Source organism: Shewanella sp. BJSY2023SW007 (assembly GCF_047314525.1).
In the GTDB taxonomy this organism is placed as follows: Bacteria; Pseudomonadota; Gammaproteobacteria; order Enterobacterales; family Shewanellaceae; genus Shewanella; species Shewanella chilikensis.
The window spans coordinates 1-25,546 of sequence record NZ_JBKORL010000068.1; the positions used below are offsets into that span (position 1 = coordinate 1).

Annotated in this window: 20 protein-coding genes; 8 read left to right on the forward strand and 12 right to left on the reverse strand. The window is 54.0% G+C overall.

Translation table 11 applies throughout. From position 1 onward, the window contains the following. Window positions 1-118: 118 nt before the first annotated feature. The 3 genes from ACMHXE_RS10345 to pdsR form a co-directional block, all read right to left on the reverse strand. The gene (locus tag ACMHXE_RS10345) at window positions 119-1,297 is read right to left on the reverse strand and encodes a cystathionine beta-lyase (protein ID WP_039033343.1); all 1,179 of its coding nucleotides are present in this window, start codon (window positions 1,295-1,297) and stop codon (window positions 119-121) included. Between the two features lie 113 nt (window positions 1,298-1,410). Beyond that, window positions 1,411-3,582 carry a proteobacterial dedicated sortase system histidine kinase gene (pdsS, locus tag ACMHXE_RS10350; protein ID WP_413732177.1) on the reverse strand — a complete coding sequence of 724 codons (2,172 nt, stop codon included), beginning with the start codon at window positions 3,580-3,582 and terminating at the stop codon, window positions 1,411-1,413. Beyond that, window positions 3,579-4,271: a proteobacterial dedicated sortase system response regulator gene (pdsR, locus tag ACMHXE_RS10355; protein WP_025009526.1), complete on the reverse strand. Its 693-nt coding sequence runs from the start codon at window positions 4,269-4,271 to the stop codon at window positions 3,579-3,581. The genes pdsS and pdsR overlap by 4 nt, the downstream gene beginning before the upstream one ends. Window positions 4,272-4,489: 218 nt before the next feature. Here pdsR and pdsO point away from each other — a divergent pair, with 218 nt between their 5' ends. Genes pdsO through ACMHXE_RS10370 form a run of 3 tightly spaced genes read left to right on the forward strand, consistent with a single transcriptional unit; the run spans window position 4,490 to window position 8,225 of the window. After that, entirely contained in the window at window positions 4,490-5,257 is a 768-nt protein-coding gene (gene pdsO, locus ACMHXE_RS10360; protein WP_413732179.1) for a sortase-associated OmpA-like protein PdsO, read from the forward strand. Window positions 5,258-5,271: 14 nt separating this feature from the next. Beyond that, a complete protein-coding gene (locus ACMHXE_RS10365; RefSeq protein ID WP_413732181.1) occupies window positions 5,272-7,584 on the forward strand; it encodes a marine proteobacterial sortase target protein in 2,313 nt (770 codons plus the stop codon). A 32-nt stretch (window positions 7,585-7,616) separates the two neighbouring features. Continuing rightward, window positions 7,617-8,225: a class GN sortase gene (locus ACMHXE_RS10370; RefSeq protein ID WP_045283772.1), complete on the forward strand. Its 609-nt coding sequence runs from the start codon at window positions 7,617-7,619 to the stop codon at window positions 8,223-8,225. Here ACMHXE_RS10370 and ACMHXE_RS10375 read toward each other — a convergent pair. Beyond that, complete coding sequence (locus ACMHXE_RS10375) at window positions 8,217-9,242, reverse strand: GGDEF domain-containing protein (RefSeq protein WP_413732183.1); 1,026 nt, start codon at window positions 9,240-9,242, stop codon at window positions 8,217-8,219. The genes ACMHXE_RS10370 and ACMHXE_RS10375 overlap by 9 nt on opposite strands. 163 nt (window positions 9,243-9,405) lie before the next feature. Here ACMHXE_RS10375 and ACMHXE_RS10380 point away from each other — a divergent pair, with 163 nt between their 5' ends. Continuing rightward, window positions 9,406-10,995, forward strand: coding sequence for a M28 family metallopeptidase (locus ACMHXE_RS10380; RefSeq protein WP_101055180.1), 1,590 nt, complete (start codon window positions 9,406-9,408; stop codon window positions 10,993-10,995). 54 nt (window positions 10,996-11,049) lie between these two features. Here ACMHXE_RS10380 and ACMHXE_RS10385 read toward each other — a convergent pair whose 3' ends face one another. The 3 genes from ACMHXE_RS10385 to ACMHXE_RS10395 form a co-directional block, all read right to left on the reverse strand. After that, a complete protein-coding gene (locus ACMHXE_RS10385; RefSeq protein ID WP_224866494.1) occupies window positions 11,050-11,901 on the reverse strand; it encodes an outer membrane beta-barrel protein in 852 nt (283 codons plus the stop codon). 327 nt (window positions 11,902-12,228) lie between these two features. Next, window positions 12,229-13,176: an ATP-grasp domain-containing protein gene (locus ACMHXE_RS10390; protein ID WP_101055178.1), complete on the reverse strand. Its 948-nt coding sequence runs from the start codon at window positions 13,174-13,176 to the stop codon at window positions 12,229-12,231. 20 nt (window positions 13,177-13,196) lie between these two features. After that, entirely contained in the window at window positions 13,197-13,631 is a 435-nt protein-coding gene (locus ACMHXE_RS10395; RefSeq protein WP_039033298.1) for a DUF413 domain-containing protein, read from the reverse strand. Window positions 13,632-13,741: 110 nt separating this feature from the next. Here ACMHXE_RS10395 and hdfR point away from each other — a divergent pair, with 110 nt between their 5' ends. Next, complete coding sequence (gene hdfR / locus ACMHXE_RS10400) at window positions 13,742-14,587, forward strand: HTH-type transcriptional regulator HdfR (protein ID WP_101055176.1); 846 nt, start codon at window positions 13,742-13,744, stop codon at window positions 14,585-14,587. Between the two features lie 96 nt (window positions 14,588-14,683). Here the strand turns inward: hdfR and ACMHXE_RS10405 are convergent, their stop codons facing one another. After that, entirely contained in the window at window positions 14,684-15,055 is a 372-nt protein-coding gene (locus tag ACMHXE_RS10405) for a diacylglycerol kinase (protein ID WP_101055174.1), read from the reverse strand. A gap of 394 nt (window positions 15,056-15,449) precedes the next feature. Here ACMHXE_RS10405 and ACMHXE_RS10410 point away from each other — a divergent pair, with 394 nt between their 5' ends. Then, window positions 15,450-16,439: a DNA ligase gene (locus ACMHXE_RS10410; RefSeq protein WP_101055172.1), complete on the forward strand. Its 990-nt coding sequence runs from the start codon at window positions 15,450-15,452 to the stop codon at window positions 16,437-16,439. Window positions 16,440-16,494: 55 nt separating this feature from the next. Then, entirely contained in the window at window positions 16,495-16,965 is a 471-nt protein-coding gene (locus ACMHXE_RS10415) for a low molecular weight protein-tyrosine-phosphatase (protein ID WP_248952080.1), read from the forward strand. Between the two features lie 128 nt (window positions 16,966-17,093). Here ACMHXE_RS10415 and ylqF read toward each other — a convergent pair whose 3' ends face one another. Continuing rightward, the gene (gene ylqF, locus ACMHXE_RS10420; RefSeq protein WP_093983046.1) at window positions 17,094-18,035 is read right to left on the reverse strand and encodes a ribosome biogenesis GTPase YlqF; all 942 of its coding nucleotides are present in this window, start codon (window positions 18,033-18,035) and stop codon (window positions 17,094-17,096) included. 75 nt (window positions 18,036-18,110) lie between these two features. Beyond that, entirely contained in the window at window positions 18,111-18,950 is an 840-nt protein-coding gene (locus ACMHXE_RS10425) for an isopenicillin N synthase family dioxygenase (protein ID WP_413732235.1), read from the reverse strand. A 218-nt stretch (window positions 18,951-19,168) separates the two neighbouring features. Between ACMHXE_RS10425 and ACMHXE_RS10430 the strand changes: the two genes are divergently transcribed. After that, on the forward strand, window positions 19,169-20,086 hold the full coding sequence (locus ACMHXE_RS10430; protein ID WP_335917616.1) for a bifunctional methionine sulfoxide reductase B/A protein: 918 nt from the start codon (window positions 19,169-19,171) through the stop codon (window positions 20,084-20,086). Window positions 20,087-20,143: 57 nt separating this feature from the next. On the opposite strand, the gene ACMHXE_RS10435 is transcribed toward ACMHXE_RS10430, so the two are convergent. Continuing rightward, complete coding sequence (locus ACMHXE_RS10435) at window positions 20,144-21,703, reverse strand: SulP family inorganic anion transporter (RefSeq protein ID WP_039033294.1); 1,560 nt, start codon at window positions 21,701-21,703, stop codon at window positions 20,144-20,146. Between the two features lie 139 nt (window positions 21,704-21,842). Beyond that, window positions 21,843-25,334, reverse strand: coding sequence for a ribonuclease E (gene rne, locus ACMHXE_RS10440; protein WP_413732187.1), 3,492 nt, complete (start codon window positions 25,332-25,334; stop codon window positions 21,843-21,845). Window positions 25,335-25,546 lie beyond the last annotated feature (212 nt).

Below are 25,546 nucleotides of genomic sequence, written 5' to 3' on the forward strand. Positions count from 1 at the left end.
CGCCCTAAGCCAAATCGGCCTAGGGCGGTAAAAATATCAAAGACCCGATACCCTGTTAATCACAAGGCAGCTCCGCTTAAGTGAACTACGTTGCGCATTCAAGCGGGCTTTTTGCTGTTCAAGCCTGCATCGCGGCGTGATAACGCTCGAAGGCCCGTTCGAGGTCGGCAATCAAGTCGTCTGGATCTTCCAAACCTATATGCAGTCTCACCAGGGGCTTGCTGCTGTCCCATTGGGTTGCCGTGCGCAATTTCTCTATGCCGGATATCGCCAGAATAAGGCTCTCGAAGCCACCCCATGAAAATCCCATCTTGAAGTGCTCCATCCCTTCGACGAAGGCGGTCATCGCCTGGCGGTTACCCTCTTTGAGCACGAAGGAAAATAAGCCGTTGGCGGCGCTGAAGTCACGCTGGAAAAACTCGTGACCCGGGCAACTGGCAAACGCCGGGTGGCGCAGGTGATCCACTTCCGGGCGCTGCGCCAGGAAATTGGCCACTTTGAGAGCATTTTTTTCATGTTGCGCCATTCTTACCCCCAGGGTTCTCAGCCCCCTGGCAGCCAGAAAGATATCGTCCGCAGAGGTGCACTGGCCCATGAGATAGCTGTTCTCCCTCAGGGTATCCCAGTGTGCTTCGTTGGCGGTCGCTGTACCCAGCATCACATCCGAGTGACCCACTATGTACTTGGTGGCGGCCTGAATCGAGATATCGACGCCCATCTCAAACGGGCGACAATTGATGGGGGAGGCCCAGGTGTTGTCCAGCATGGTGACCAATTGATGTTCATGGGCGATACGGCACAGGGTCGGCACATCCTGGACTTCCATGGTGATGGAGCCGGGAGACTCCAGAAACAGCACTTTGGTATTGGGGCGGATAAGCTCGCGGATACCGGCGCCAATCAAGGGGTCATAGTAACTGGTTTCAATCCCCAGCCCCTTGAGCAGCTTGTCGCACAGATCCCGGGTAGGCTCGTAGACACTGTCTACCATCAGCAAGTGATCACCGGCCTTCAGAAAAGACAGCAGGGCGCCACTGATGGCCGCAGAGCCTGAAGGGTAGAGTGCTGTGCCAACACCACCTTCGAGTTCGGCAATAGCAGCCTGAAAGGCAAAGTGAGTCGGGGTGCCGCGGCGGCCATAGAACATCTCCCCTTTGGCACGATTGGCCGTGGCGTGGCGCATCTGTTCCATGCTGTCAAATACAACGGTTGATGCTCGAAACACGGGAGGATTGATCACTCCCTTGCTCCACTTTTTGTCCCGGCCGAGTGAGACCAGCTTGGTGGCTTTCTTCATGGATGCAACTCTTGTCTGTGATGGCGGGGCGAGCGCCCGTTTGAGGCATATTAACATTGAATCTTGTCATTGCCAGTGCGGCGGGCTTGAGACTTGTTCAAGTTGGCCGCAGCTTAAAGCAGCGGCAGGCTGACCCGGATTTCGACACCCGAGCCGTCGCTCAGGTTGCTGGCACTGATATGGCCGCCATGGAAGGCGGTGATAAGCCTGGCGATATAAAGTCCCAGTCCCAGATGAGGTTTGGACTGCATCGTTTGCGGCCGCACTGAGACCATGGATTCGAAGATCTGCTCGGTCATGTTTTCCGGCAACAGTGGCCCTTGGTTTTCCACCCTGAGCAGGGCCTGTTTGCCCTGCACCTTGAGGCTGATGCGGATATCGGTATCGGCTTTGCTGAACTCAATGGCGTTGCTGACCAGCTTATCCATCAGCTGGGCGATATATTCAGGCACGCCGCGCATGGTCAAAGGTTCATCCGGCAACACCAGCACGAAACCTTGTTCCTTGTAAGTCATCTGATACCCGGCGACGCAGCCTGCCACAACCTTGGTCAGCGGGAATTCATCTATCTCGGCCTGGGACAGGGACTCCTCGAGCCGGGTGGCTTCGCTCATGTTGGCGAGGATCAGCCACAAGCGGTTGACCCCTTCCTGGGCGCGGTCGACATACTTGGCCGTGTCCTTGTCCAGTTGCTGCAGACTCAAGTGCTCCAATGAGCTGCGCACCACGGCCACCGGGGTTCTCAATTCGTGGGATAGCCGCGAGGACATGTTTTCCAGATAGTGGGTATATTGACCCAGCCGGCTGACGATATTGGCAAAACTGCGCGACAGATCGCCAATTTCATCGCGCACTTTTGAAGGTGGAATGGTGTCGCGAACCCGCCCCTGGCTGTCGATGGCGCGCTCGGCCTGATCCCTGAGTTTGCGAATGCGGCTGGAGATCCCGGAGGCAAACACAAACAGTGCCAGGGTACCCATGGCCATCACGGTCAGGATCACATTGAACAACTTCTCCAGTGCCCGGTTACGCAGGGTACGGATACCATGGGTGGTTTCCTCGGCAACCACGGCGCCCATCACCTTATCGTCAATCCAGATGGGGCTGGCCGCCGCCAACACCACCGCCTTGTTATCCGGTGTCAGGCGCCAGGTGGAGGCCATCTGGCCATTCAGCGCCCGGCGAATATGGCTGCCGCCAAGTTCGGTCGAGTCCTGCAGTGAGTCGATAAAATCCATAGGTGGCTTGGTCAGCACTGTGTAGTAGATGGGGTGTAGATAGTCGTGTTCCAGTTTGCCAAAGAAGCTTTCCGGTTGCCGCTCCTCTTCGACCGAGCGGGTCCAGACACTGGAATCGGCGCGAATATCGCCCGACTTGGCCAGCACCCGGCCATGGACATCCACCACCCAGATCCGCGAGCTGTTATGCCCCATACCTTTGATAATACTTTCAATTTCCGGTGATGGTACCAGAACCGTCCCCAGCTTGTCGGCGCGGTCTGTGGCCGAGGTACCGACTATGGCTTCCAGCCTGCGGCCCTTCTTGTCGTTGACATCATGAATAGCAAAACTGAGTTTACTGCCCACCATCTCCAGCGGCATTCTGAGCTCAATATTGTAACCCTTATCGGTTTTCAACCACTGGCCCTGAATGCGGACCTCTGGTGTCACCGGGGCGCTGAGCGCCGGATTTTCAGGCAACTCGAAGGCGCTGAGCCAGCCATCGCGCTTGTTGGCTATGGTATAACGGCGAAAACGGCCATCCGGGGCCAGGGTGGCGATGGCTAGATAGTCGTTGCGATCCACACTCAGGCTGTTGCGGCCGCGGTAAATCACCTTTGGATCCGTTACCTCGAAAAAGCCGTAAAGGTAGCCGCCATATTTACCGACCATATGGGTAAAGCTCAGCGTTGACTGGCTGTCACTCAAGCGCATCAGGGTATGCTCTTCGCCATAGGTCATGGCGCGATGGCGGTAAGCCTCCCAATCATTGAGGCGGCCATCCAGCTGAATGGGGCCGTTGAGCGGGTAGGCGTAGAGATCGCGGCCCTTTTCCACTTGATTGAGGAAACTGGCCTGGCTGTCGAACAGTCTGGGTCGTTCATGCAGCGCCGTAGCCAGGGCCTGAGTGGTTCCTTCCAGGGTTTTCTCCTGGCCGTGACGCAGATATTTCTCCATCTCCCACACATACTGATAGCCAAGCCAGGGCAGGCACAGCAAAAACAGCGACAGTACCAGGGTCTTGGTTCTGAGGCCTATTGGCGGGTGATAGGAGGGAAACTTCAAGATTCGGGATCCCAGCGATAACCCATGCCGTAGACGGTATCTATGCAGTCAAAGGCAGGATCGGCGGCGATAAACTTACGCCGGATCCGCTTTACATGGGAGGTAATGGTGCTGTCATCGACATAAATCTTGGCTTCCTGCATCAATTCGGTGCGGCTGCGCACATGACCGGGATGTTTGGCCAGGGCGTACACCATCCAGAATTCGGTTACAGTCAGTTCAATCGGCTGCTGTTGCCAATAAACCTGAATTCGGTTGGCATCTATGGTGAGGGCGCCGCGCTCCATCAGGGTGTCGGCCGGAGCGCTGCTGCCGGCGAGTTCGCAGCGGCGAAACAGCGCCGCCAACCGCGCCAGTAAATGGGGAAAACTGACATCTTTGCTCAGGTAGTCATCGGCACCCAGACGCAGGCCACAAACCGTATCGAAGTCGCTGTCTCTGGCGGTGAGAAAAATAATCGGCAGGGTGCCCGACATCGCCCGCAGCGACTGGCACAAGGTAAAGCCACCATCGATTTCATGCTCCAGACCTATGTCAATAATGGCCAGATCCGGTAAGCGGGTGTTGAAGGCCTGCATCGCCTCGGGGCGGTTGGCGTAAGTCTGCACAGAGTAACCCTGTGATTGCAGCACGTCTTTGTAGTTTTCTCTTATTGCAGCTTCATCTTCCACTATGGCAATGCGTTTCATCTGCCTCTTGTTCCTGCCGAGCCGTGAATAGCCGTGACTATACAGGATTTTAGCCGTGAAAAAAGCGATCGCTTCCAATTGCCATTTTGTTGCCACAATTGATAGCCAAAGTGCCATTTTTGCTCCCCAGACTTGCCATTTCAATGGGGTTTAATCATCTCAACGACGAGGAACGCTGCCAACTGGGCAGCAAGCTCTACAAGACAAAAGGAATCGAGATGATGAAAAAGACCCCCATAGCCTCCCTGATCATGGCATCACTGTTGCTGACTTCTTCTCTGGCGCACGCCGACAGCCAGCCAAACTTACCGACTCAGGAGAGAGACCACAACGAAGAGTTGGTTGGCTTTGGTACAGGCGCACTGCTGGGTGCCGTGGTTGGGGGGCCTGTGGGGGCGGTTATCGGTGCCTTCACCGGCGGCATAGTGGGTAAATCTGTGGGCGATGACGAGCAGCTCAAGAGTCAGCAGCAACAGCTTGCCGAGCAAACCGAACAACTGGCGAGTCTCAGTGAGAAGCAGCGAGCGCTGAAGGAGTTATCGTTGCAATACGCCGATGCCCAGAGTCGCCTCAATGCGCTTTCCCGCGACCGGGCTGCTCAGCTCGAAGAGTTGATAGTGGGTATGAATGTGCAGTTTCGTACCGGCACCGCCGAAATCGAACCCCACTTTGCCCTCCAGCTGGACGATTTGGCCTATGCCATGAGCCTGTCGCCTGAGCTGATGTTGGATCTGACCGGTTACGCCGATCGCCGCGGTAATTCTGATTACAACCAGACGCTGTCCGAGCAGCGGGTCGAGGCGGTGAAAAGTTATTTGGTTAGCCAAGGCGTTGCCGAAGAGCGTTTGCAAACCCAGGCTTTTGGCGCCAGTTCACCCCTCAGTGCCAAACAGAGCCGCGAGAGCGACTTCTTTGACCGTCGGGTCACGCTGAAATTGCAGACTCAGGGAGCTGCTCTGGCAGCCAATCAACAAAGCGGTAATTGAGAGGGAGCGGCAAAATGAATATGGATATCCCTCGGCAGGAAAACGAGCAGTTTCAGAGAATGCCCGCCGCCAGTCACAGCGATTCTGATACTTATTTATGCAGGGCCGTTAACGCCCTGCAATTTTCAGGCTTTGCCCTGCTGGCACTGCTGGTGTTCAACCTGGTGAGCTCGGTTGAAGCCTGGGCCGAGAATGGCCCCCAACTTGCCGAAGAGCCTGCAAGTGCGCAGGCTCAGGAAGATACCCTTCAACTGATTGATAATCCGCAATGGCCAGGTGCCGGGGTGCTCGCCTTCGGCGACACCCAGGCCCCGGCACTGGCAACCGAAGTCAGCATGAACATCAGTGGCTGGAGTAACAGAGTCAGCGTCACCCAGTCATTCACCAATGATAGCCAGGAGTGGATCCACGGCCGTTACCTGTTCCCGCTGCCCAATGAGGCGGCGGTGGACAGCATGCAGCTGAGAATAGGTGAGCGGATCATCGAGGGGGTTATTCAACCAAAGGAAGAGGCCAAGCGCACTTTTGAGCAGGCCAAGGCTCAGGGCAAGCGCGCCAGTTTACTGAGTCAGGAGCGGCCCAACCTGTTCACCACTCAGGTGGCTAATTTGGCCCCGGGGGAAACCCTTAAAGTCAGCTTCAGCTACCAGCAAGCATTGGATTACCGTGATGGTCAGTTCAGCCTGCGCTTTCCCATGACCCACACGCCCCGTTATCTGCCTCAAAGCATGCTGCAAAGCTTCAAGGGCGTGGAAGAGGCGGCGCGGTTGTTGAGCCCTGTGATTGAAGCCGCGGGCCTTGAAAAGATGTTCACCGGCGCTGATAGCGAAAGCTCTGAGCCTATAAGCACCCAAGCGCAAAGCGGTGGCCAGGAGAATCGTCTCAGTTTGGATATTATCCTGGATGCTGGTTTTCCCTTGCTGTCGCTGGAATCCCCTTATCATGCTATTTCTCAACAAACCCTGAGTGATGGCCGTATTCGGGTACAGCTGCAACAAGACAATACCAAGGCCGACAGCGACTTTGTGTTGCAATGGCAAGCGGATCCGGGCGCCAAGCCCGCAGCGGCGCTGTTCAGCCAGCAAGGCCAGACCCATACCCCAGCACCTTCTTTAGCGCAGGCCGAAGGCCAAGCAGCCAGGGATGAATACAGTCTATTGATGTTGATGCCTCCACAGAGCAAAGAGGTGGCCAAGCCCTTGCCCAGGGAGCTTATTCTGGTGATAGATACTTCGGGCTCCATGGGGGGAGATGCAATAGTTCAGGCCAAACAGGCATTGCTGTATGCATTGAGCAGTCTCAAATCGGAGGACAGTTTCAATGTTGTTGAATTCAATTCTGCAGTGCAGACCATGGCGGCCAACTCTTTGCCGGCGACGGCCCACAATATAGGTCGGGCACAGCAGTTTATTCGTGCCCTGGAAGCCAACGGTGGTACCGAGATGGCCAAGGCGCTTGAGTTGGCATTGAACAATGATTTTGCCGCTCAAAATAAAGTCGGCACGCAAGGTGAGATTAAGGCGCTCAGGCAAGTGATTTTCATGACGGATGGCGCCGTAGGCAATGAACAGGCGCTGTTTGAACTGATTAAAGACAGGCTCGGCGACAACCGCCTGTTTACCGTAGGCATAGGCAGTGCCCCCAACTCCCACTTTATGCAGCGCGCCGCAGAGCTGGGGCGTGGCAGCTTTACCTATATTGGCAAGATGCAGGAGGTGGAGCAAAAGGTGGTTGCCTTGCTGGAAAAAATCTCCGCTCCCAGGATCACAGATGTGTCGCTGCGCTACCCTGACGGCACAGTGCCGGATTACTGGCCGGCACAAATTCCGGATCTCTATCAGGGTGAGCCGGTATTGGTGAGCATCAAACAGCGTAGCAATGCCCACAAGGCAGTTATCGTATCCGGTCTTATCGATGGCCAATTCTGGCAGCAGGAGCTGGCGCTCAATGCCAAGGCTGATCCCAAAGGGCTGGATCTTATCTGGGCCAGAAAACAGATAGCCGCGCTGGAGCTGGCCAAAGATGCTGCCAACAGTGAACGCATTGAACGCCAGGTCACAGCGCTGTCGCTGAAGTACCACTTGGTCAGTCCGTACACCAGCCTGGTGGCAGTGGATGTCACCCCGGTCAATCCGGACGCCGCGGCGACCCGGGAAGGGCAAGTGGCCAGTCATGCGCCCAAGGGCTGGCAGGGTAAGTTGCCGCAGACCGCCACCGACAGCCGGCTGATGTTGCTGCTGGGGTTGGCAAGTTTGCTGGCGGCGTTGATGCTGGCGGCTTTCCCCAGGGCTTTTGGCCGCCGTGCTTGTGAGGGGGCAGGGCGATGAGCCAGGCTGAGCAGGCCCTGACAGCAGGCGCTATGCCCTCGGTCAATAGGGGGCGTTTTAGCGATATCTGCTCAATAGTGATAGTTGTTCTGGTTGTGGCAGGTTCGGCCATGCTGTTTAAAGGAGGATATATGCAAGCCAAAGCCATGTTCGCCCAGTTTTTGATTGAAAAGGCCTGGGCCAAGAGTCTGACTGACGGCCAGGCACACAAACCCTGGTCCTGGGCCGATACCCACCCCACGGCCAAATTGTGGATAGGCAAGCATGAGCCACTCTATGTGCTGGCCGGGGCCAGTGGCCGTAACCTGGCCTTTGGACCGGCGCAGATGCTTTCGGGAGCCGGCGCCGGAGAGACAGGCAATACCGTGATTGCCGGTCACAGGGATACCCATTTCGCGATCCTGGCCGGGGCCAGGGGGGGGCAGGAGATCCGCTTGCAGGGAATGGATGGCCAGATCCATTTTTATCGAATACGGGCTACCGCAGTCGTGCATGAATCTGAGACACGTTGGTTGATGGGCAGTGATGAGCGGCTATTGACGCTGATCACCTGTTATCCCTTCGACAGCCTGAGCGGCGGCGCCGAGCTTAGATTTGTGGTGCAGGCAGAAGCCTTGCAAACGCTGGCGGTTTCAGCCTGATATCGGCATCACCCGATTGCGGCCCAAACGCTTGGCTTCATAGAGCAAGGTGTCGGCGCGTTCGGTAAGGGATTGGCGGGTATCCAGTTGCTGCCATTCTGCAACCCCGAAGGAGGCGCTGATATTGCTGATGAGCTGGCCCTTGCGCCTGTCTCTGACGCTAACCTTCTCCAGTGCCCGTCTCATGGCTTCGGCCAGTTGGCGGGCCACTCTCAGCTGACTGGTCGGCACCAGAATAGCGAACTCTTCACCACCGAAACGATACAACTTGGTGCCGTCACGGCAACTATCCTGCAGACGCTTGGCCACCGCCTTGAGCACCTGGTCCCCCAAAAGATGCCCATATTCATCGTTGAAACGCTTGAAGTGATCCACATCCACCAGAATAAGGCAGCAGCCCTTGGGTGACTGACTCAACAAGCTCTCGAAGTCGGCATCGAAGGCACGGCGATTAAGGCAGCCGGTGAGGGCATCAAACAATATGTCTTTTTCGGTGTTTTGCAGCTGTAGTCGCAGACTGTCTATCTCTTGTTGGGCTTTGCTCAGTTGCGAGCTCAAATAATCCGTGCTGTTGCGAATATCATCCGAGTCTTTCACCAGGGCTCGGACCATGCCCATCACCTGCTCAAGATCCATGGCGTCCTGATCCAAGCGGCTGATACGGCCAAAGTTACGCTCTATTTTGGCGCGAAAACTGTCGGCATCACAGCTGGTATCCTTGAGTGACTGAGACAGCTCGGTCGCTATCGCCTCCATACTCTGGCGCATATCTCTGACATCCAGTTCCTCTTCCGGAGCCAGATGGTGGCGGTACAGAAGTTCTGCCGTGGAGGGGGGGCAGGTGTTGAACTGGCTGATTGCTTGATCCAGGCCGGCATTGAGTACCGGGTTGCGCTCGCTGACATAGGCATACCAGAGCGCATAGTTGACCGGCGTTGTCGGTATCCGATATTTCAACATCAGGGGTAAGGCTTTTTTCAGGTATTGAGCGGCTTGCTGAAGCAGAGTCATGGCCATAGGGGAGCTCATTGTCGATGTAAAAAACCTATTCAGCTTGACATAAATTAAGCCGCTTGTGGATCCATAGGCTCACGGAATGTCACCTTGTTGCGCCGATTGCCGAATGCTGCCCCGCTGTTACAATGGCTGAACAAAATAGATAATAGTAAGGAATGAAGTCGTGAAATTTACCTCTGTGTGTGGCCTGTTGGCCACATTGTTAACGCCTGCTCTGGCGTTGGCCGCCCCCTTTGAACTGGATGAATCCAGCTATCGCCAGGATGTGAAAACCCTTGCCAGCGATGCTTTTGGAGGCCGTGCGCCTCTGTCGGCCGGTGAACAGCTGACCTTGGATTACCTTACCAAAGCTTTCAAGGAGATGGGGCTTGAGCCCGGGTTTGGCAACAGTTATCTGCAAGCCGTTCCCATGGCCAGGATCAGCGCAGATCAGAATATGCAGCTTAAGTTGGGCTCAATGAGTTTCAGTAACGGCGAGGAGTTTACCGCCCGCACTCAAAGAGTGACACCCAAGGTGGAGCTGCAAGACAGCGAGGTGGTATTTGTCGGCTACGGTATCAATGCCCCGGAATACGGCTGGAATGACTTTGAAGGCCTGGATGTTCGTGGTAAGACGCTGATTGTGCTGGTCAATGATCCCGGCTTTGCCACTCAGGATCCCCAGGTATTCAAGGGCAATGCCATGACTTATTACGGTCGCTGGACCTATAAATATGAAGAAGCGGCCCGCCAGGGCGCTGAAGCCGTGTTTATTGTGCATGAAACTGCGCCCGCCGCTTACGGTTGGGGGGTGGTGCGTAACAGTAACACCAATACCAAGTACACCCTGGTGGATAAAGACAACAACGCATCATCGGTGGGCGTGATGGGGTGGATCCAGCACGATAGCGCCAAGAAGCTGTTCAGCCAGGCGGGTCTGGATTTTGATACCTTGAAGCAACAGGCGGTCAATAAAGGCTTCAAGGCGGTGCCGTTAAAACTCAAGGCCAATCTAACTTTGAACAACAAGATAGAACTGGCGCAATCCCACAATGTGGCGGCCTTGTTGCCTGGAAGTGAACACAAAAATGAATACTTGGTGATGCACGCTCACTGGGATCACCTGGGAAAGACCATTGAAGATGGCAAGGAAGTGGTGCTCAACGGCGCTGTGGACAACGCCTCCGGTGTGGCCGGTGTTCTGGCATTGGCAAAGCATTTCAAACAGCAAAAGGGCATTGATGCCCCGAAACGCTCGATTCTGTTCAGCGCCTTTACTGCCGAGGAAACCGGACTCATTGGTGCCCAGTACTTTGCCGAAAATCCCCCGGTTCCCACCAAGCAGCTGGTGGCATTTCTTAATATAGACGGCATGAATATGGGCAAAGGCGTGGATTACATCCTGCGTTATGGTGAGGGTGTGTCAGAGCTGGAGCAGTATTTGAATGATGCCGCCAAAGGACAGGGACGCAGCGTCAAGGCCGATCCCCGGCCGCAAAATGGCTTGATGTTCCGCTCGGATCATTTCGCTCTGGCCAAGGAAGGGGTACCCGGCTTGCTGTTTATGAGTTTGGGGGATACAGACCCGGATTATATCGCCCATAAATATCATAAGGCAGCCGATGATTATGACCCAAGCTGGAGTCTGGATGGGGTTCAGCAGGACTTGGCCTTGATAAGCGATATTCTGGCGCGGTTGGCCAATAACAATGATTGGCCCAAATGGCTCGAAGACTCGGACTTTAAGAAACGTCGGGCGCAGGATCTGCGCTGAGAAGGACACTTTTAAGCGCAAACCGGGGATCTGTCCCCGGTTTTTATATTGGCCTCAGAAGCGATAGCTGACAGATAACATGGGGCCGATAAAACTATAGTAAATATTGTAGTCGGCTACTTTTACTTCGGCATTGGACGTACTCTGACGCACATCCACATCTACCTTGTAATAGTTGTACGCCACACTGATGTCCCAGTTGTCACTCAGCGCCGTTTTCATGCCTGCTCTGATATCGACCAATGAGCCTTCGAGGTCATCCAGACGCACGGAAAAATATTGGGCATGTAGATTAAGTTGCCAACCGGGTGCCAGCTCATAGTCACCAAAGAGGCCAACATTCGGCAAAGGTGCAGTCACACTCTCATCTACCACTCTGGGAATAGGTTGAGCGCTGCAGATATTGCCGCTGAGTTCTGAAGTGGCACAGGCGCCAATGGAACCCTCAAAGCTGCTGTCAATCAACATAGTGTGCAAGCCGACACTGACCCCTATGTTATAACCGTTGCCTTGAAACAGATCATAGCCATAGCCAATACGAACGATATCAATATTAAGGCTTGTGCCTAACTGGCCTCCGGCCTTGACGTCATAAACAGTATCATCAATCTGGATTTGAAATGGCCTGCTGACTGCTTGAGTTTCGGCGCTGCGATGCAGTTGTTTCCAATCGATATAGATATGGTGTCTGTCGTTGAAGCGATATCCTACTTCAACCAATGGCAGAAACTCATTTTCCGCCAACTGCAGATCCGATTCGAAATCCAATTCGAAATCGTTGCCTAACAAGGGATCTGTGACTTGCATATTGGTGTCGGACTGGGAATAGAAACCACCTATATTCAGACTCCACTCGTCGGCCTGAACAGAGTTGGCCGCGCAGCACAACAGGAGTAGTGTCAACACCAGTTTCGAACCCGGAATGTTAATTAAATGTGTTGTCAACAATGGGGTGATCTCTTTTTATTACTCAGATAATCCAAGTGCCTTCTCAGAGATTCCTTTTCCGGGGTAATTCGGCACATGCGCGGTTTGAGTGCTTTTGGGTTCGCTCTTGGGGCGACACTTCTTGTATTTTCGGATGCTGAAAATCCGCGCGGTTGCAGAGAGTCTAAACCAGAATAGTGTGTTGTGTGAATAAAATGTTTGGAAAGTTATGGTTTTTTATGATCCATAACAAAAAAGCACTCCGTAATGGAGCGCTTCAGTCTTATATTAAAGATCGTGTTCGGATCAGCCCTCGGACTTGCTGCTATCGCTTTTCTTGGAGTCCTTGTTGAACATGCCCAAACGGATACGGATAAAGTGCAGTATTTGTGCTGCAATATCTAGATTGAGGCAGGACTCCAGTCCTTCAAAGCCCGGCGAGGAGTTGGCCTCGCAAATCTTGTAGTGACCATTATCGAACAGCAGATCGATTCCGGCGACATCCAGATCCAAAATATTGGCGGTCTGGGTTGCCAGCCACTCGATTTCAGGTGTGACCGTAAAGGGGCTGGCTGAGCCACCGGCGCTGACATTGGCTTTGAAACTGTCCTCTTGACCGCGTCTTTCGTAGCAACCCGCTACCCGGCCACCTATGGTAAAGACTCGTAAGTCCCGGCCATGGCTGTTGGAGATAAACTCCTGCAAAATGATGTTGGCATTTTTATTGGTGGCTTCGATAAGCTGCATCAGATCATCGAACTCCCGCGCCTTGTGTGACAGAAACACGCCGCTGCCTTGCGAGCCGGACAGTGTCTTGATCACCACAGGGAAACCCAAATGACGTTCAACCAAGTCAACATCAACCGGGAATTTCACCAGCATGGTCTTGGGCGTTGGCAGATTCTTTTCAGCCAACAGTTGCTGGGAAAATAGCTTGTCCTTAACGGTTTCTATCGCCTTGGAAGAGTTAAGGCAATAAACGCCAAGACGCTCCAGGTGGCGGATAATCGCCAAGGCAAAATAGGTGGTACCCGAGCCCATACGGGGAATAATAAAATCGGGCAACTCTACTGGTTGCCCGTTCAGTAAAATACTCTTGTTGTCCTCTCGGGTCACAGTGAGGTCAAACTCATCGGGAGCATAGACCTCAAGTTCGATATTGTCGGCCTTGGCGGCCTCCAACAATCGGTTAATCTCATACAATTCAGGTTTTAGCTGAGTCGCGGTCTCTTTATATAAAATCCAACCACGCATTTAGTCGCAAACCCTAATTTTCATTGGTCATCCTCTAGTTCAGGCTCATCCTGAACATCGTCATCTATCATATCGTCAAGATACTCAGCATCGGCCTTTTTCACCAAATTGGTACCGACAACTGCGTAGAAAGGCTTCCCAGAAGCCAACTTGACATACTTTACCCAGATCTTTTCCAACAAGCTACCAGGAGCGGAATTTCCGCGGACAACTTCAACAAAATGACTCTCCTCCGGATTCCGGGGAGCTTGGCGTCCCTCTGCCAGAGCCTGCATGGCAACGCCATGTTTTTCGAGTAATTCTGCTTCGTTGTATGTAAAATCCCCGCTGCGGCGAAAGCCCTTGGGGAAGTTTTTGTCGTCATAGAAACGGCGTTCGCTGACAAAACTCTCATTGGCGGCTTGTTGCATAGATGCACTTTGCAGTGCCGATGGTGAAGGAGTCGTGGTCAACATGGCGATATTCCTTACAAAATGGTTCTTGAGGAGATTTGCAAGCAGAGTATTGGCTAGTATGATTGATTTATAAATCAAAAAAATTTGTCTATGACGATAAAGAATTTTTTATGGACACGGATTTACTCAAAACATTTCTGGAAGTTTCCCATACCCGCCATTTTGGGAAGGCCGCCGAGAACCTCTATCTGACCCGCAGCGCAGTATCTTTCAGGGTGAAGCAGCTGGAGAGTATTCTCGGCGTCGAGTTGTTTGAGCGGCAGCGAAACAACATACAACCGACCCCGGCCGGGGTACGGATGCTGGCGCATGCCGAAGCGGTACTGACCGCCTGGGAGCGGGCCAAACAGGATATCTCCTTGAGTGAGCACCAGTCGGTACAATTGGTTATCGGTGCGGCGCCCAATATCTGGGACGCTTATCTGCAGGGATATATGCAGGGCTTACATCAGGGGCTTGCCGGAGTGGCGCTACGCACCGAAATTCTGGCGCCGGCGGCGATGACCAAACAGTTGATGGACCGAACGCTGGATCTGGCCATTGCCTTCGATCCCCCTAAGCTGGAAGAGTTTGAGCTATTGCAGATAGGAGAGGTGTCTCTGCATCTGGTGAGCACAGAGGCGGCTACCTCAGTCGATGAACTGACGGACAGGCATTATATCAAGGTCGATTGGGGCACGGCGTTTAATATTCAACATGCCAGAGACTATGCCGAGTTGCCCATTCCTGTACTGCACACCGGCTCTGCCCGCATTGCGCTGGACTTTCTGCTCAATAATGGCGGCAGTGCATTTTTGCCGCAAAACATGATTGAACCTTATCTGGCGAAAGGTGAGCTGTTTGTGATTGATGATAAAACACCGCTCAGGCGCAATGTCTATGTAGCCTACTTGCCGGGCAACGACCGCCTGGAGCAGATACTGCAAGCGGTCAACTATCTCAGAAGTCAGTTCTAAGCCTCTCCGGGGCATTGAGCGCTTTGGCTTGAAGCCCCGGTTTCCTTACTTATGCATTCAATATTCCAAAGCATGCATTCAACATACCAAAGCGCTTTAGAACACCAAAGGCCAGATAACCACGGCCCAGGTCAGGCCGCATAAACACAGGCTGATAAAGACTGCCGCCGAGGCAATATCTTTGGCCTGGCCGCTCAAGGGATGAATTTCATCGCCCACTCTGTCGACCACGGCTTCAATGGCTGAATTCAATAGTTCGGTAATAATGACGATAAATACTGTCGTTATCAGCAATAATTTTTCTGTCTTGGCCACATCCAGATATAACGCCAGCGGGATCATTAACAATGCCAGTACGGCTTCCTGACGAAAGGCGGCTTCATGTTTCCAGGCTGAGTTCAGTCCTTTCATGGAAAAGCCGGTGGCGCGAAAAATGCGTTTCAGTCCGTGATTGTTGGCGGGTTTCATATTTTCTCAATTCTTGATCTGTGGCTATGGCGGGTTGCTGTATAAAGACCCGCTGAACCGTGAAAGGTTCCTGGGTTAATGGGGTTGAAACAGGTCGCTGCCTTTATTGACCTTGCGTTGGTCACGAGCCACTCATTGAGTATTGGTGACGCTTAGGGAAGGTGCGGCGGTATTATAGCAGCTCATCTTGCCGCTGATATAGCTGTTACTTCACCCACCAAGGGTGTTTGGCCGTTATTATGCCATGGTGGAAGGTTTGGCAAAGGGGGGAGGGCCGTTTCGATAATCGTTACACTTGTTGTCACCATAATCGCCACGACTTTCTATACTCTTTATAGTTTTGGTCTCTGCTATAGGATGTAGCAGGCAATTGGCCGACAGCCAGGGAGGGCTTATGCAATATCCGCAATCTTTAACGACAACAGCATACCTTAAATGTTTTCCTGCCATATTGTTACTGCTGCAAACTTTTCTGCTGGCTTTGTCTTTTTTGCTCTCGTTTCCGGCTGCCGGCGATAGAGAATTACCGGCCCCTGAGCTGGCCGGACGTTGGCAACAACATAAGGTAGATATCAAGGATTTCCTTGTCAGTGAAAAACTTGATGGTGTCCGCGCCAGATGGGACGGCAGGCGTTTGTTGAGCCGCTCGGGCAGAGTCATTCCTGCACCAATTTGGTTTGTGAAGGACTTTCCTGACGTGGCACTCGAAGGAGAGCTTTGGGGTGGCTATCACAGCTTTGATACTGCATCGCTGCTGGCCAGAGGTTTAGGCGAAGCAGACTCCTGGCGCCAGCTGGGTTTTTATCTGTTCGATGCCCCCGGGCTTAAAATGGCTTTTGCCGAACGTTATCAGGCGTTCAAGCAGTATCACCAACTGACCCCTTATCTCTATGTCATCGAGCAGCGGCGTCTGAGCAGCACGCAAGAGTTACATCTGTGGTTACAACAGGTGGTGGCCAAAGGGGGCGAAGGCCTGATGGCGCACCGCATCGATGCCATGTATCTGGCGGGGCGCAGTGATGCCTTGTTAAAACTCAAACCTGTGGAAGATGCCGAGGCGCGAGTGCTGGCGATACTTCCGGGAAAAGGCAAGTATCAAGGCATGATGGGCGCCTTGCTGGTGGAAACCGAGGCTGGGGTAAGCTTTCGCCTGGGGACAGGTTTCACCGATGCCGAGAGGGCTTCACCACCGCTTCCCGGAACCTGGGTAACCTTTGCTTTCTCCGGGTGGACCTCGGGCGGCAAGCCTAGGTTTGCCCGCTTCCTTAGGGTAAGATCCGACTATCAACTCAGTTTCCCGGCAGAGGCTATTGAGGCAAAAGTCTCTGCAGCCGACCCGGCTGCAGAACGCAATCCTGCCGTGTCAGTCAACAAGGAACCTTAAGGTGGAATTTCAAAGTGTGCCAAGTGTCAGCGAGGGCGAAATTAACCGTATCTTGATGGTTTGTATGGGCAATATCTGCCGCTCACCAAGTGCTGAAGCTGTGGCCCGGGCCAAGGCTCAGGCCATGGGACTGACACTGGAGTTGGATTCTGCCGGCACCATAGGATATCACTCAGGGGAGTCGCCGGACAGGCGCGCCCGCGCCGCCGGAGAGCGGCGTGGACTGGACTTTTCAGGGATCAAAGCCAGGCAGGTGTGCGCGCGGGACTTTGCTCATTTCGATCTTATTCTGGCGGCCGATCGTGAGAATCTTCAGGCCCTAGATGAGGCTTGTCCGCAGATTTACAAACACAAGCTGGCCTTGATGCTGGACTTTGCCGATACTCCGATCAGGGAAGTCCCGGATCCTTACTATGGTGGCGACAGCGGATTTGAGCAGGTTTTGGATCTGTTGGAGTTGAGTATTGCCGGGCTGTTTGCCAGGATCCAGGCCGCCAGGCCCAGGAGTATCCCGCCCACGCGGTGAGCGGTTCTGCAAAGGACTAACATTAAGCTTATGCGGAATTTAGTTGGATAATTGGTCGGATAAGTGACAAACAAAAACAGGCCACGATTTGTGGCCCGTTTCCGTTAAGCTTGCTTCTTGAGGGAAGCTTAACCCTGATGGCGTTTGCCGGAGCGCTTCAGCCTGTCGGCTTCTTTCTTTGCCTGCTTCAGGGCTTCTTTCTCTGCCAGCAGCTTGGCCACTTCCGCCTCTTCGGCCTGGGCCATTTCCGGCGTTTCCAGTGACAGCTGACCGATTTTCCCAGAGCGGAACTCATGCAGCAGCAGTTCCGAGGCCTTGTGCAAATCGATATGACCGCCGCTTCTGAGGGCGCCGCGCCTGCGGCCTATCTCTTCGAGCAGTTCAATATCTGTGGCGGGCAGGGAGGTGAGCTTATAACGCTCCATCATCGCCTCCGGGTAGGCATGCAGGAAATAAGCTGCGGCAAACAGGGCCACATCCTCATACTCCATGGCGGTGTCCTTGATGGCACCTGTGACCGCCAGGCGATAACCCGAGGCTTCATTGTCCACCTTGGGCCAAAGGATCCCCGGCGTGTCGGATAGCACTATGCCGTTTTTAAGGTTGATCCTTTGCTGCGCCTTGGTTACCGCAGGTTCATTACCTGTCTTGGCAATCACCCGACCGGCCAGGGTGTTGATGATGGTGGACTTGCCCACATTGGGGATGCCCATGATCATGGTGCGAATATCCTTGAGCGCACCTTCGCTTACGGGGACCAGTTTGCGGCACAGCTCGGGGATCTTTCTGACCATGGCAGGTTGCAGGGTAGTGATGGCTTGTGCCCGTACTCCTTGTTCCTGCTCCAGGTACTCAATCCAGCGATTGGTTATCTCGGGATCGGCCAGATCAGACTTATTCAGCAACTTGATACAAGGCTTGTCCTGGCGCAGCTTGGCCACCATGGGGTTTTCACTGCTGTAGGGTATTCGGGCGTCCAGCACTTCGATCACCAGATCTATCTGAGGCATCACCTCTTCTATCTCTTTGCGGGCCTTGTGCATGTGTCCCGGATACCATTGAATCGCCATCTATTGCTTATCCTGCTGAAAACTGAAAAAGAGCGCTATTGTAGCATTCCGAACTGAAAAAAGCGCCCGCAGGCGCTAGATAACCCCAAGTTCGCGCAGGCGCTCCATCAGGTAGCTGTCGGCGGTATAGCGCTCTGACAGTACAACGTCGGGGCGAGGGTGCAGGAACAGCGGCAGTGAGATCCGCGACTTGCTCATATCGGCGCCTTCCGGGTTGATCACCCTATGAGTGGTCGATGGGAAGTAACCGGCGGAAGCCTCCTGAAGCATATCGCCTATGTTAATGATAAGGTTGCCAAAATCGCTGGGAACATCCAGCCATTCCCCGTCGAGGCTCTGCACCTGCAGCCCGGGCTCGTTGGCGGCGGGCAATACGGTAAGCAGGTTGATATCTTCATGGGCGGCGGCGCGAATGGCGCCCGGGGTCTCATCGCCAGTCATTGGCGGATAATGCAGTACCCGCAGCAGCGTCTTGTGGCTATTGGCTATCATTTGCGACAGCTCAGTGCGGTAGTTGGCTGCCACCTCGGCAGGCGAGTGCGCCACGACCCAGTCCAGGAGCTCGGCGGCCAGCGCATTGGCTTCTTGGTAGTAGGTGAGGATATTGTCCTGCAATTGCTCAGGAATGCGGCCCCAGGGGTAGACGTGAAAGTACTCTTTGATGTCTTTGACCGTATGGCCTTTGGCGGTTTCTGAAATGCTCGCCGGAAAGAAACCATCCTGGGTTTCCGGCTTGAACATGAAGGCCTGCTTTTCTTCACTGTTGAAGAACTCCTGCCAGTCGCGGTAGATATCCTGCACCAAGTGTTGTGAAATAGGGTGGTTGCGCAACACGCCAAAGCCGGTGCTGCGCAGGGATTCTACAAAGCGCTCGGCAGCATCTGCGGCGCGATAGTCTATGGTTTCCAGTTTCATCATCATCTTTCTTGGTTATTTTTTATTGACCCGATACTCGTGTCTCTATGGACATTTTGTTGGCAGTCGGGTGACCCGGGCGCAAGTCTACCTTGATGTCTTTATAGGGGTAACGTAAAGTGATCCAAGTCACTTTTATGGCTCTGTGTAACTAGAGTGAAGGGTAACCGCTGCAATTTGGGTCTTATGGGTTACGCAGAGTAATCGAGGAGCGTTAAATGAAACCCCTGAACGAGTTTGAGCGTTATGTCATAGAGGAAAAAGGCACAGAGCGCCCTTTCAGTGGAGAGCTGTATCAACACAATGCCAAGGGGCGATATCTGTGCCGTAAATGCGGTGCCCCCTTGTATTTGTCCGAGCATAAATTCAATGCCCATTGTGGCTGGCCCGCCTTTGATGATGAAATCTTTGGTGCTGTCACCCGGATACCCGACGCCGATGGTCGCAGAACCGAAATAGTCTGCAGTCAATGTGGTGGTCATCTGGGACATGTGTTTGAAGGAGAGGGGTTAACGCCCAAGAACTTGCGACATTGCGTCAATTCTGTCTCCATGGTATTTGAGGCCATAGATGATGCCGAGGCTTTGCAGCCGGCAACTGAAAAGTGTTTGGAGACGGCCACCCTGGGCGGCGGCTGTTTTTGGTGTTCAGAAGCGGTATTTTTAAGCTTGTCCGGGGTTACGCAAGTGACTTCCGGCTATGCCGGCGGCGCGGCAAAAGATGCCAACTACAAGGCGGTATGCAGCGGCGCAACCGGCCATGCCGAAGTGGTGCAGATAGTTTTTGACCCCACTGTCATCAGCTATGCCGAGCTGTTGGAGGTGTTCTTTGCCAGTCATGATCCCACCACCTTGAATCGCCAAGGCAACGATGTGGGGCCTCAGTATCGTTCGGTGATTTTCGCGCACTCGGATAAGCAGATTGAGACGGCATCCTCCATGATTAAGGCGCTGGATGAGGAAGGCTTATTCGGCGCACCGATAGTGACAGAGTTGACCGCCTTTGATGGTTTCTATCCGGCGGAGGACTATCATAACGACTATTTTGCGCTCCATGGTGAGCAGCCCTATTGTGCCTTGGTGATTAAACCCAAGCTGGATAAGGTGCGGGAACGTTTCAGTGCCAAGCTGAAGTAGAATATAAAAACGGCAAGCCTCAGCTTGCCGTTTTTATATGGTCTGGACAGTGTTAATTTACGAGTCCAACTTGTCGTCGGCAATCTTGTATCTGGGATCTTCAATCAGATTGACTTCCACCAGATCGCCGGCCTTGTGCAGCAACTGTTTGCAGTCGTTGGAAAGATGACGAAGATGCAGGCGTTTGCCTTGATTCACATAGCGCTCGGCCAAGGTGTCTATGGCATCCAGAGCCGAGTGGTCACAGACCCGGGATGACTGGAAGTCGACCACGACATCCTTGGGGTCATTGTTGGCATCGAACAACTCAAGGAACGAAGCCGCCGAGCCGAAAAACAGTGGGCCATTGAGACGGTAAACCGCCCAACCGTTGGCATCTATGCTCTTTTGAGCACTGATTTGTTTGGCATGCTCCCAGGCAAATACCAGCGCAGATACTATCACCCCGACAAATACCGCAATCGCCAGATCGGTAAATACCGTCACCACAGTCACCAGCACAATAACAAAGGCATCGTGCTTGGGCACCTTACGCATCACTTTAAAGCTGGCCCACTCAAAGGTTCCCAGCACCACCATAAACATGACCCCGACCAAGGCGGCCAGCGGGATCATCTCGATAAAGGCGGCGGCAAACAGAATAAAGCACAGCAAGGTGAGAGCGGCGGTGATCCCGGAAAGACGACCGCGGCCCCCTGAGTTGATGTTAATCATCGACTGACCAATCATGGCGCAGCCACCCATGGCACCGAAAAAGCCACTGGTGACGTTACCCACGCCTTGGCCGACACATTCCTTGTTGCCACGGCCGCGGGTCTGGGTCATCTCATCGACCACAGTCAGAGTCAGCAGAGACTCAATCAGGCCAACAGCAGCCAGGATAACGGCATAGGGCGCTATGATATAAAGGGTTTCCAGGTTGAAGGGCACGGCCGGAATGGCAAAGCTTGGCAGTGTGCCGGCGATAGTTGCCTCAGGATTACCGCTCATATTGCGCAAATAATCGAGCACGTTGCGGGTATCCAAATCCAGGCCTACCACCAGAGCGGTTACTGCCAGTATGGCCACCAGGGATGAAGGCACGGCTGTGGTCAGTTTAGGCAGAAAATGTATGATGGCCATCGTCATGGCTATCAGCGCCAGCATCAGCCAGATATCTGCACCGGGCAACCAGGCCATCTCCTCTTCGCCGACTTTGACTTGAAATTGCCCCAGTTGCGCCAGGAATATCACTATGGCCAGGCCGTTGACGAAGCCTATCATCACAGGATAAGGCACTATGCGGATGAACTTGCCAAGACGCAGTGCTCCGGCGGTAATTTGAATTACCCCGGCCAGCACCACGGCAGCAAACAGATAGCTGACGCCGTGAGACACCACCAGGCTGGTCATGACCACGGCCATCGCGCCGGTGGCGCCTGAGATCATGCCGGGACGGCCGCCGATGAGGGCCGTGATCAGTCCCATGATAAAGGCGGCATAAAGGCCCACCATAGGTTCTACTTTAGCAACGAAGGCAAAGGCTACCGCTTCGGGCACCAGCGCCATAGCAACCGTTAGGCCGGAGAGTATATCCGCCTTGTGACTGCTGGTTTTATGGCGTATCAGTTCAAACATTCAGCTTGGGATCCCATCTTGAGGGTTAAAAACAAAGTTGCGCATACTAGCAAAATTTCTGTTGTGACAGAAGTGTGAAGCAGATCAAAATAAAAAAACCATGCCCGAGGGCATGGTTTTTTCTCAGCAACACTTAGGTTCAGGGACGGGCCATATCTGACTCGGCGCTGTTACCATGGCTCTTGCGTGGCGCGGTTTCGCCATTGGCCTGATACTCACGGCCTTTGGGCACTTCAACTTGAGCACGTTGATCCACCTGTGGCTTGGTTGTATCTGAGCCAACCATAGTGCTGAAGCGACTGACTCTTGCTGCGGCGCTTGCCTGGGTTGTTGCAGGTGTTGCTGCCGAGCTTTCCTTGGCTTCATTGCTTGACTGGCGCGCAGGGCGGCTGATAGCAGCCGGCTTGGCCATAGGGGCTGAGGCGGCGACGCTTGCCGATGCAGTTTCTGCCTTGGGCTTGGCTGCTGCGACTTCAACAGTTTTAGCCTTGGGTGCTTCGCTCGCTTTCTCTACCGCCTTTGATGGCGCAGCTTCGACGGGCTCAGCTTTTGCAACTTCAGCTTTTTCAGCTTTGGCTTCAGGCGCTGGTTCGGCTTCTGCTGTTTTGGGCTCAGCCTTTACCTCTACTTCGGCGGCTTTTGCATCGGCAACGGCTTCTACCTTGGCAGCGACCTCGGCTTGAGGCTTTGTCTCAACCTGAGCTTCGGCTTTGGTTTCCGCTTTGGCTTCAACCTGAGGAGCCGGCTTGGCTTCAACCTGAGGAGTCGGCTTGGCAACAACTTGAGGTTCAGCTTGTGCTGGCTCTTGAGCTTTGTCGGCAGGCTTTGCTTGCTCGGCATCGACTTCAACGGCAGCGGCTGACGCTGATGCCTCGGCGACAACCGCTTCTTTAGCGTTATTTGCTACTTCAGTAGCTGCTTTTTCAGTGCTTGCCTTTTCAGTACTTTCAGACTCTTCGCCTTCCTGTTCAGTACGGCGGCGACGCTGACCGGCTGCGCGCAGATGACGAGGGCTGCGGCGGCTACGGCGTTGGCCTTCGCGCTTGGGCTTATCGTCTTCTTCAGCACCCTCAATGGCTTCGGCATCACTTTGAACACCACTAGCTTGAACACTGGTTTCAGCGATTTGCTCGGCATTGGCAACAGGGCTGGCTTCGGCGCTTGCCTGAATGTCTGGTGACATCTCTGCACCTTGGGCTTTAGTGGCAACCAGAGTTGACTCTTCACCCTTCTGCTCGGTAGCCGTTTCGCTCTTGGCTTCTGACTTGGCTTCAACTTCGGTCTGAACTTCCATTTCCTTGGACTCAGCCTGAGCTGCGGCAGGCTTACGACGGCTGCGACGCGGCTTGTCAGCTTGCTCGGCGTTATCCTTGGCATCGCTCTCTTTGGCGCGAGCTGGCTTGGCCTCGGTTTTTGCCTCAACCTTTACTTCAGATTTGGCCTGGGCGCTGGCTTTCACTTCGGCGCTGGCTGTCTCTGCTGTATTGTCAACGGCTTCCTGTGCATCGCTGGCCTCAATGCGCACCTTACGGCGCAGGTTGCGACGTTGGCGACGCTCACGGGCGGCTTCCTGTTTTGGTTCCTGCTCGCTTTCGTCACGGGCCTTGCTGCGGCTCTTGCGTTCATCCACAGCTTCAGACTTGGGAGCCTTGTCGTTACGGTCACCACGGGTTGGCTTGCCGGTGTCGTTTGCCTGACGCTTGTTGCTTTGCTCGTCTTTATCACGGGCAGGGCGCTCATTGGCGGACGATTTACGGTTGCGGCTGCGTGAATCGCGGTTACCGTCTTTGTCATCACCACTCTTGCGACGTCTGTCGTTGCGGTCATTGCGACGGTTACGGCGGTTGTTCTGGCCGCTGCCTTCTTGATTGTCTTTAGTGCTCTTTTCCTGCTTCTTGTCGGCTTGTGGCTCGGAAGAGGAGAAGATGGCACCCAGGGCGGCGAATAAACGGGAAATTATTCCGGGCTTGGCCGCTTCAGTCGTTGCGGCTTTGGCCGCCGGTTTGGCTGTCTGCGGTGCTTCGGCAGTTTCCTGCTTGAGAGGTGTAGCGAAACCACTCAGTGCTGGCTTAGGTGCGGCTGCACGTTCCAGTTTACGTGGTTCATACAGTTTGTTTTCCGGATCTTCCACACGCTGGTAGCTGACTTCAGAGATCTGGTCGTCCTTGCGATGACGCACCACACGGTAGTTCGGGGTCATCATGTGTGGATCAGGGATCACATAGACTTCAACATCATGGCGCTGCTCAGTGATGCGTATGGCCTTGCGCTTTTCGTTCAGCAGGTAAGCCGCAACATCCACGGGCACTATGGCCTCAATCTGAGAGGTGTTTTCCTTGATGGCTTCTTCTTCCATCAGGCGCAGAATCGACAGTGCCAGTGACTCGGTACCACGAATGGTGCCCTGGCCGTTACAGCGTGGGCAGATGTGAGCGGCGGACTCTTCCAGAGACGGACGCAGACGCTGACGGGACATTTCCATCAGACCGAAGCGGGAAATACGGCCCAATTGCACACGGGCACGGTCATGGTGAACTGCATCACGCAGACGGTTTTCCACTTCGCGTTGGTGTCTGACCGGAGTCATATCGATGAAGTCGATAACCACCAGGCCGCCCAAGTCGCGCAGACGCAACTGACGGGCAATCTCGTCGGCGGCTTCGAGGTTGGTGTTCAGTGCGGTTTCTTCGATATCGCCGCCCTTGGTGGCTCTGGCGGAGTTGATATCGATAGAGGTCAGCGCTTCTGTGGGATCGATAACGATGGAGCCGCCGGAAGGCAGTCTAACTTCGCGCTGGAATGCGGATTCTATCTGTGACTCAATCTGATAGTGGGTAAAAAGTGGCACTTCAGAAGAGTAAGGTTTGACTCTGTCGACAAAATCAGGGCGTACCAAGGCGATATGCTGTTTGGCATCAGCATAAATTTGTGGGTGATCGATTAGAATTTCGCCTACATCACGGCGCAGGTAATCGCGGATGGCGCGGACGATAACATTGCTTTCCTGATGAATCAGGAAAGGAGCAGGGCGACTCTCGGCCGCTTCCTGAATCGCTGTCCAATGGTGCAGCAATACCTTCAAGTCCCACTGCAGATCGGCGGCAGCCTTGCCAACACCCGCGGTGCGAACAATCAGCCCCATGCCGTTGGGCACTTCCAGGTGCTCCATGGCCGCTTTCAGCTCAGTGCGCTCATCACCTTCAATCCGACGGGAGATACCACCGGCGCGAGGGTTGTTGGGCATGAGTACCAGGTAAGAGCCAGCCAGACTAATAAAGGTGGTCAGGGCGGCGCCCTTGTTGCCACGTTCTTCTTTATCTATCTGAACTATGACTTCCTGGCCTTCACTGACCACTTCTTTGATGCTGGGACGACCTTGGAAGGAGTATCCTTTGGGGAAGTATTCGCGAGCGATCTCTTTCAGTGGCAGAAAGCCATGACGCTCGGCGCCATAGTCAACAAATGCCGCTTCCAGAGAGGGTTCTACGCGGGTGATTTTACCTTTATAAATATTGGCTTTTTTCTGCTCATGGCCTGGGCTTTCGATATCCAGATCATAAAGCTGTTGCCCATCAACCAGGGCAACGCGCAACTCCTCGGATTGAGTCGCATTGATTAACATCCGTTTCATGATGACGTCATTCTTCTTAATAAGAGGTCATCAAACGTACAGGTCGCTGCATTACGGGCCTGGTCTCATTCGGGCACGCCTCTCGGCGTTCCTCCAGGCTGGGAGGTGCGCATTGCTGTTAGACGCATTCGCTGCGTGTCGCATCCTATTTATGGCTTATTTTTCAATGATTACAAAAACAAGGAATTCGTTGTAAAACATCAACCAACCCC

Excerpts from the sequence above, each read along its gene's own strand:
- ACMHXE_RS10435 (WP_039033294.1), bottom strand. The coding sequence starts at position 21,703 with ATGTTTGAACTGATACGCCATAAAACCAGCAGTCACAAGGCGGATATA.
- ACMHXE_RS10395 (WP_039033298.1), bottom strand. The coding sequence starts at position 13,631 with ATGTTGACCACGACTCCTTCACCATCGGCACTGCAAAGTGCATCTATG.
- ACMHXE_RS10390 (WP_101055178.1), bottom strand. The coding sequence starts at position 13,176 with ATGCGTGGTTGGATTTTATATAAAGAGACCGCGACTCAGCTAAAACCT.
- ACMHXE_RS10405 (WP_101055174.1), bottom strand. The coding sequence starts at position 15,055 with ATGAAACCCGCCAACAATCACGGACTGAAACGCATTTTTCGCGCCACC.
- pdsO (WP_413732179.1), top strand. The coding sequence starts at position 4,490 with ATGATGAAAAAGACCCCCATAGCCTCCCTGATCATGGCATCACTGTTG.
- ACMHXE_RS10370 (WP_045283772.1), top strand. The coding sequence starts at position 7,617 with ATGCCCTCGGTCAATAGGGGGCGTTTTAGCGATATCTGCTCAATAGTG.
- ACMHXE_RS10415 (WP_248952080.1), top strand. The coding sequence starts at position 16,495 with ATGGTTTGTATGGGCAATATCTGCCGCTCACCAAGTGCTGAAGCTGTG.
- ACMHXE_RS10375 (WP_413732183.1), bottom strand. The coding sequence starts at position 9,242 with ATGGCCATGACTCTGCTTCAGCAAGCCGCTCAATACCTGAAAAAAGCC.
- rne (WP_413732187.1), bottom strand. The coding sequence starts at position 25,334 with ATGAAACGGATGTTAATCAATGCGACTCAATCCGAGGAGTTGCGCGTT.
- ACMHXE_RS10430 (WP_335917616.1), top strand. The coding sequence starts at position 19,169 with ATGAAACCCCTGAACGAGTTTGAGCGTTATGTCATAGAGGAAAAAGGC.
- ACMHXE_RS10365 (WP_413732181.1), top strand. The coding sequence starts at position 5,272 with ATGAATATGGATATCCCTCGGCAGGAAAACGAGCAGTTTCAGAGAATG.
- hdfR (WP_101055176.1), top strand. The coding sequence starts at position 13,742 with ATGGACACGGATTTACTCAAAACATTTCTGGAAGTTTCCCATACCCGC.
- ACMHXE_RS10410 (WP_101055172.1), top strand. The coding sequence starts at position 15,450 with ATGCAATATCCGCAATCTTTAACGACAACAGCATACCTTAAATGTTTT.
- pdsR (WP_025009526.1), bottom strand. The coding sequence starts at position 4,271 with ATGAAACGCATTGCCATAGTGGAAGATGAAGCTGCAATAAGAGAAAAC.
- ylqF (WP_093983046.1), bottom strand. The coding sequence starts at position 18,035 with ATGGCGATTCAATGGTATCCGGGACACATGCACAAGGCCCGCAAAGAG.
- ACMHXE_RS10345 (WP_039033343.1), bottom strand. The coding sequence starts at position 1,297 with ATGAAGAAAGCCACCAAGCTGGTCTCACTCGGCCGGGACAAAAAGTGG.
- ACMHXE_RS10425 (WP_413732235.1), bottom strand. The coding sequence starts at position 18,950 with ATGAAACTGGAAACCATAGACTATCGCGCCGCAGATGCTGCCGAGCGC.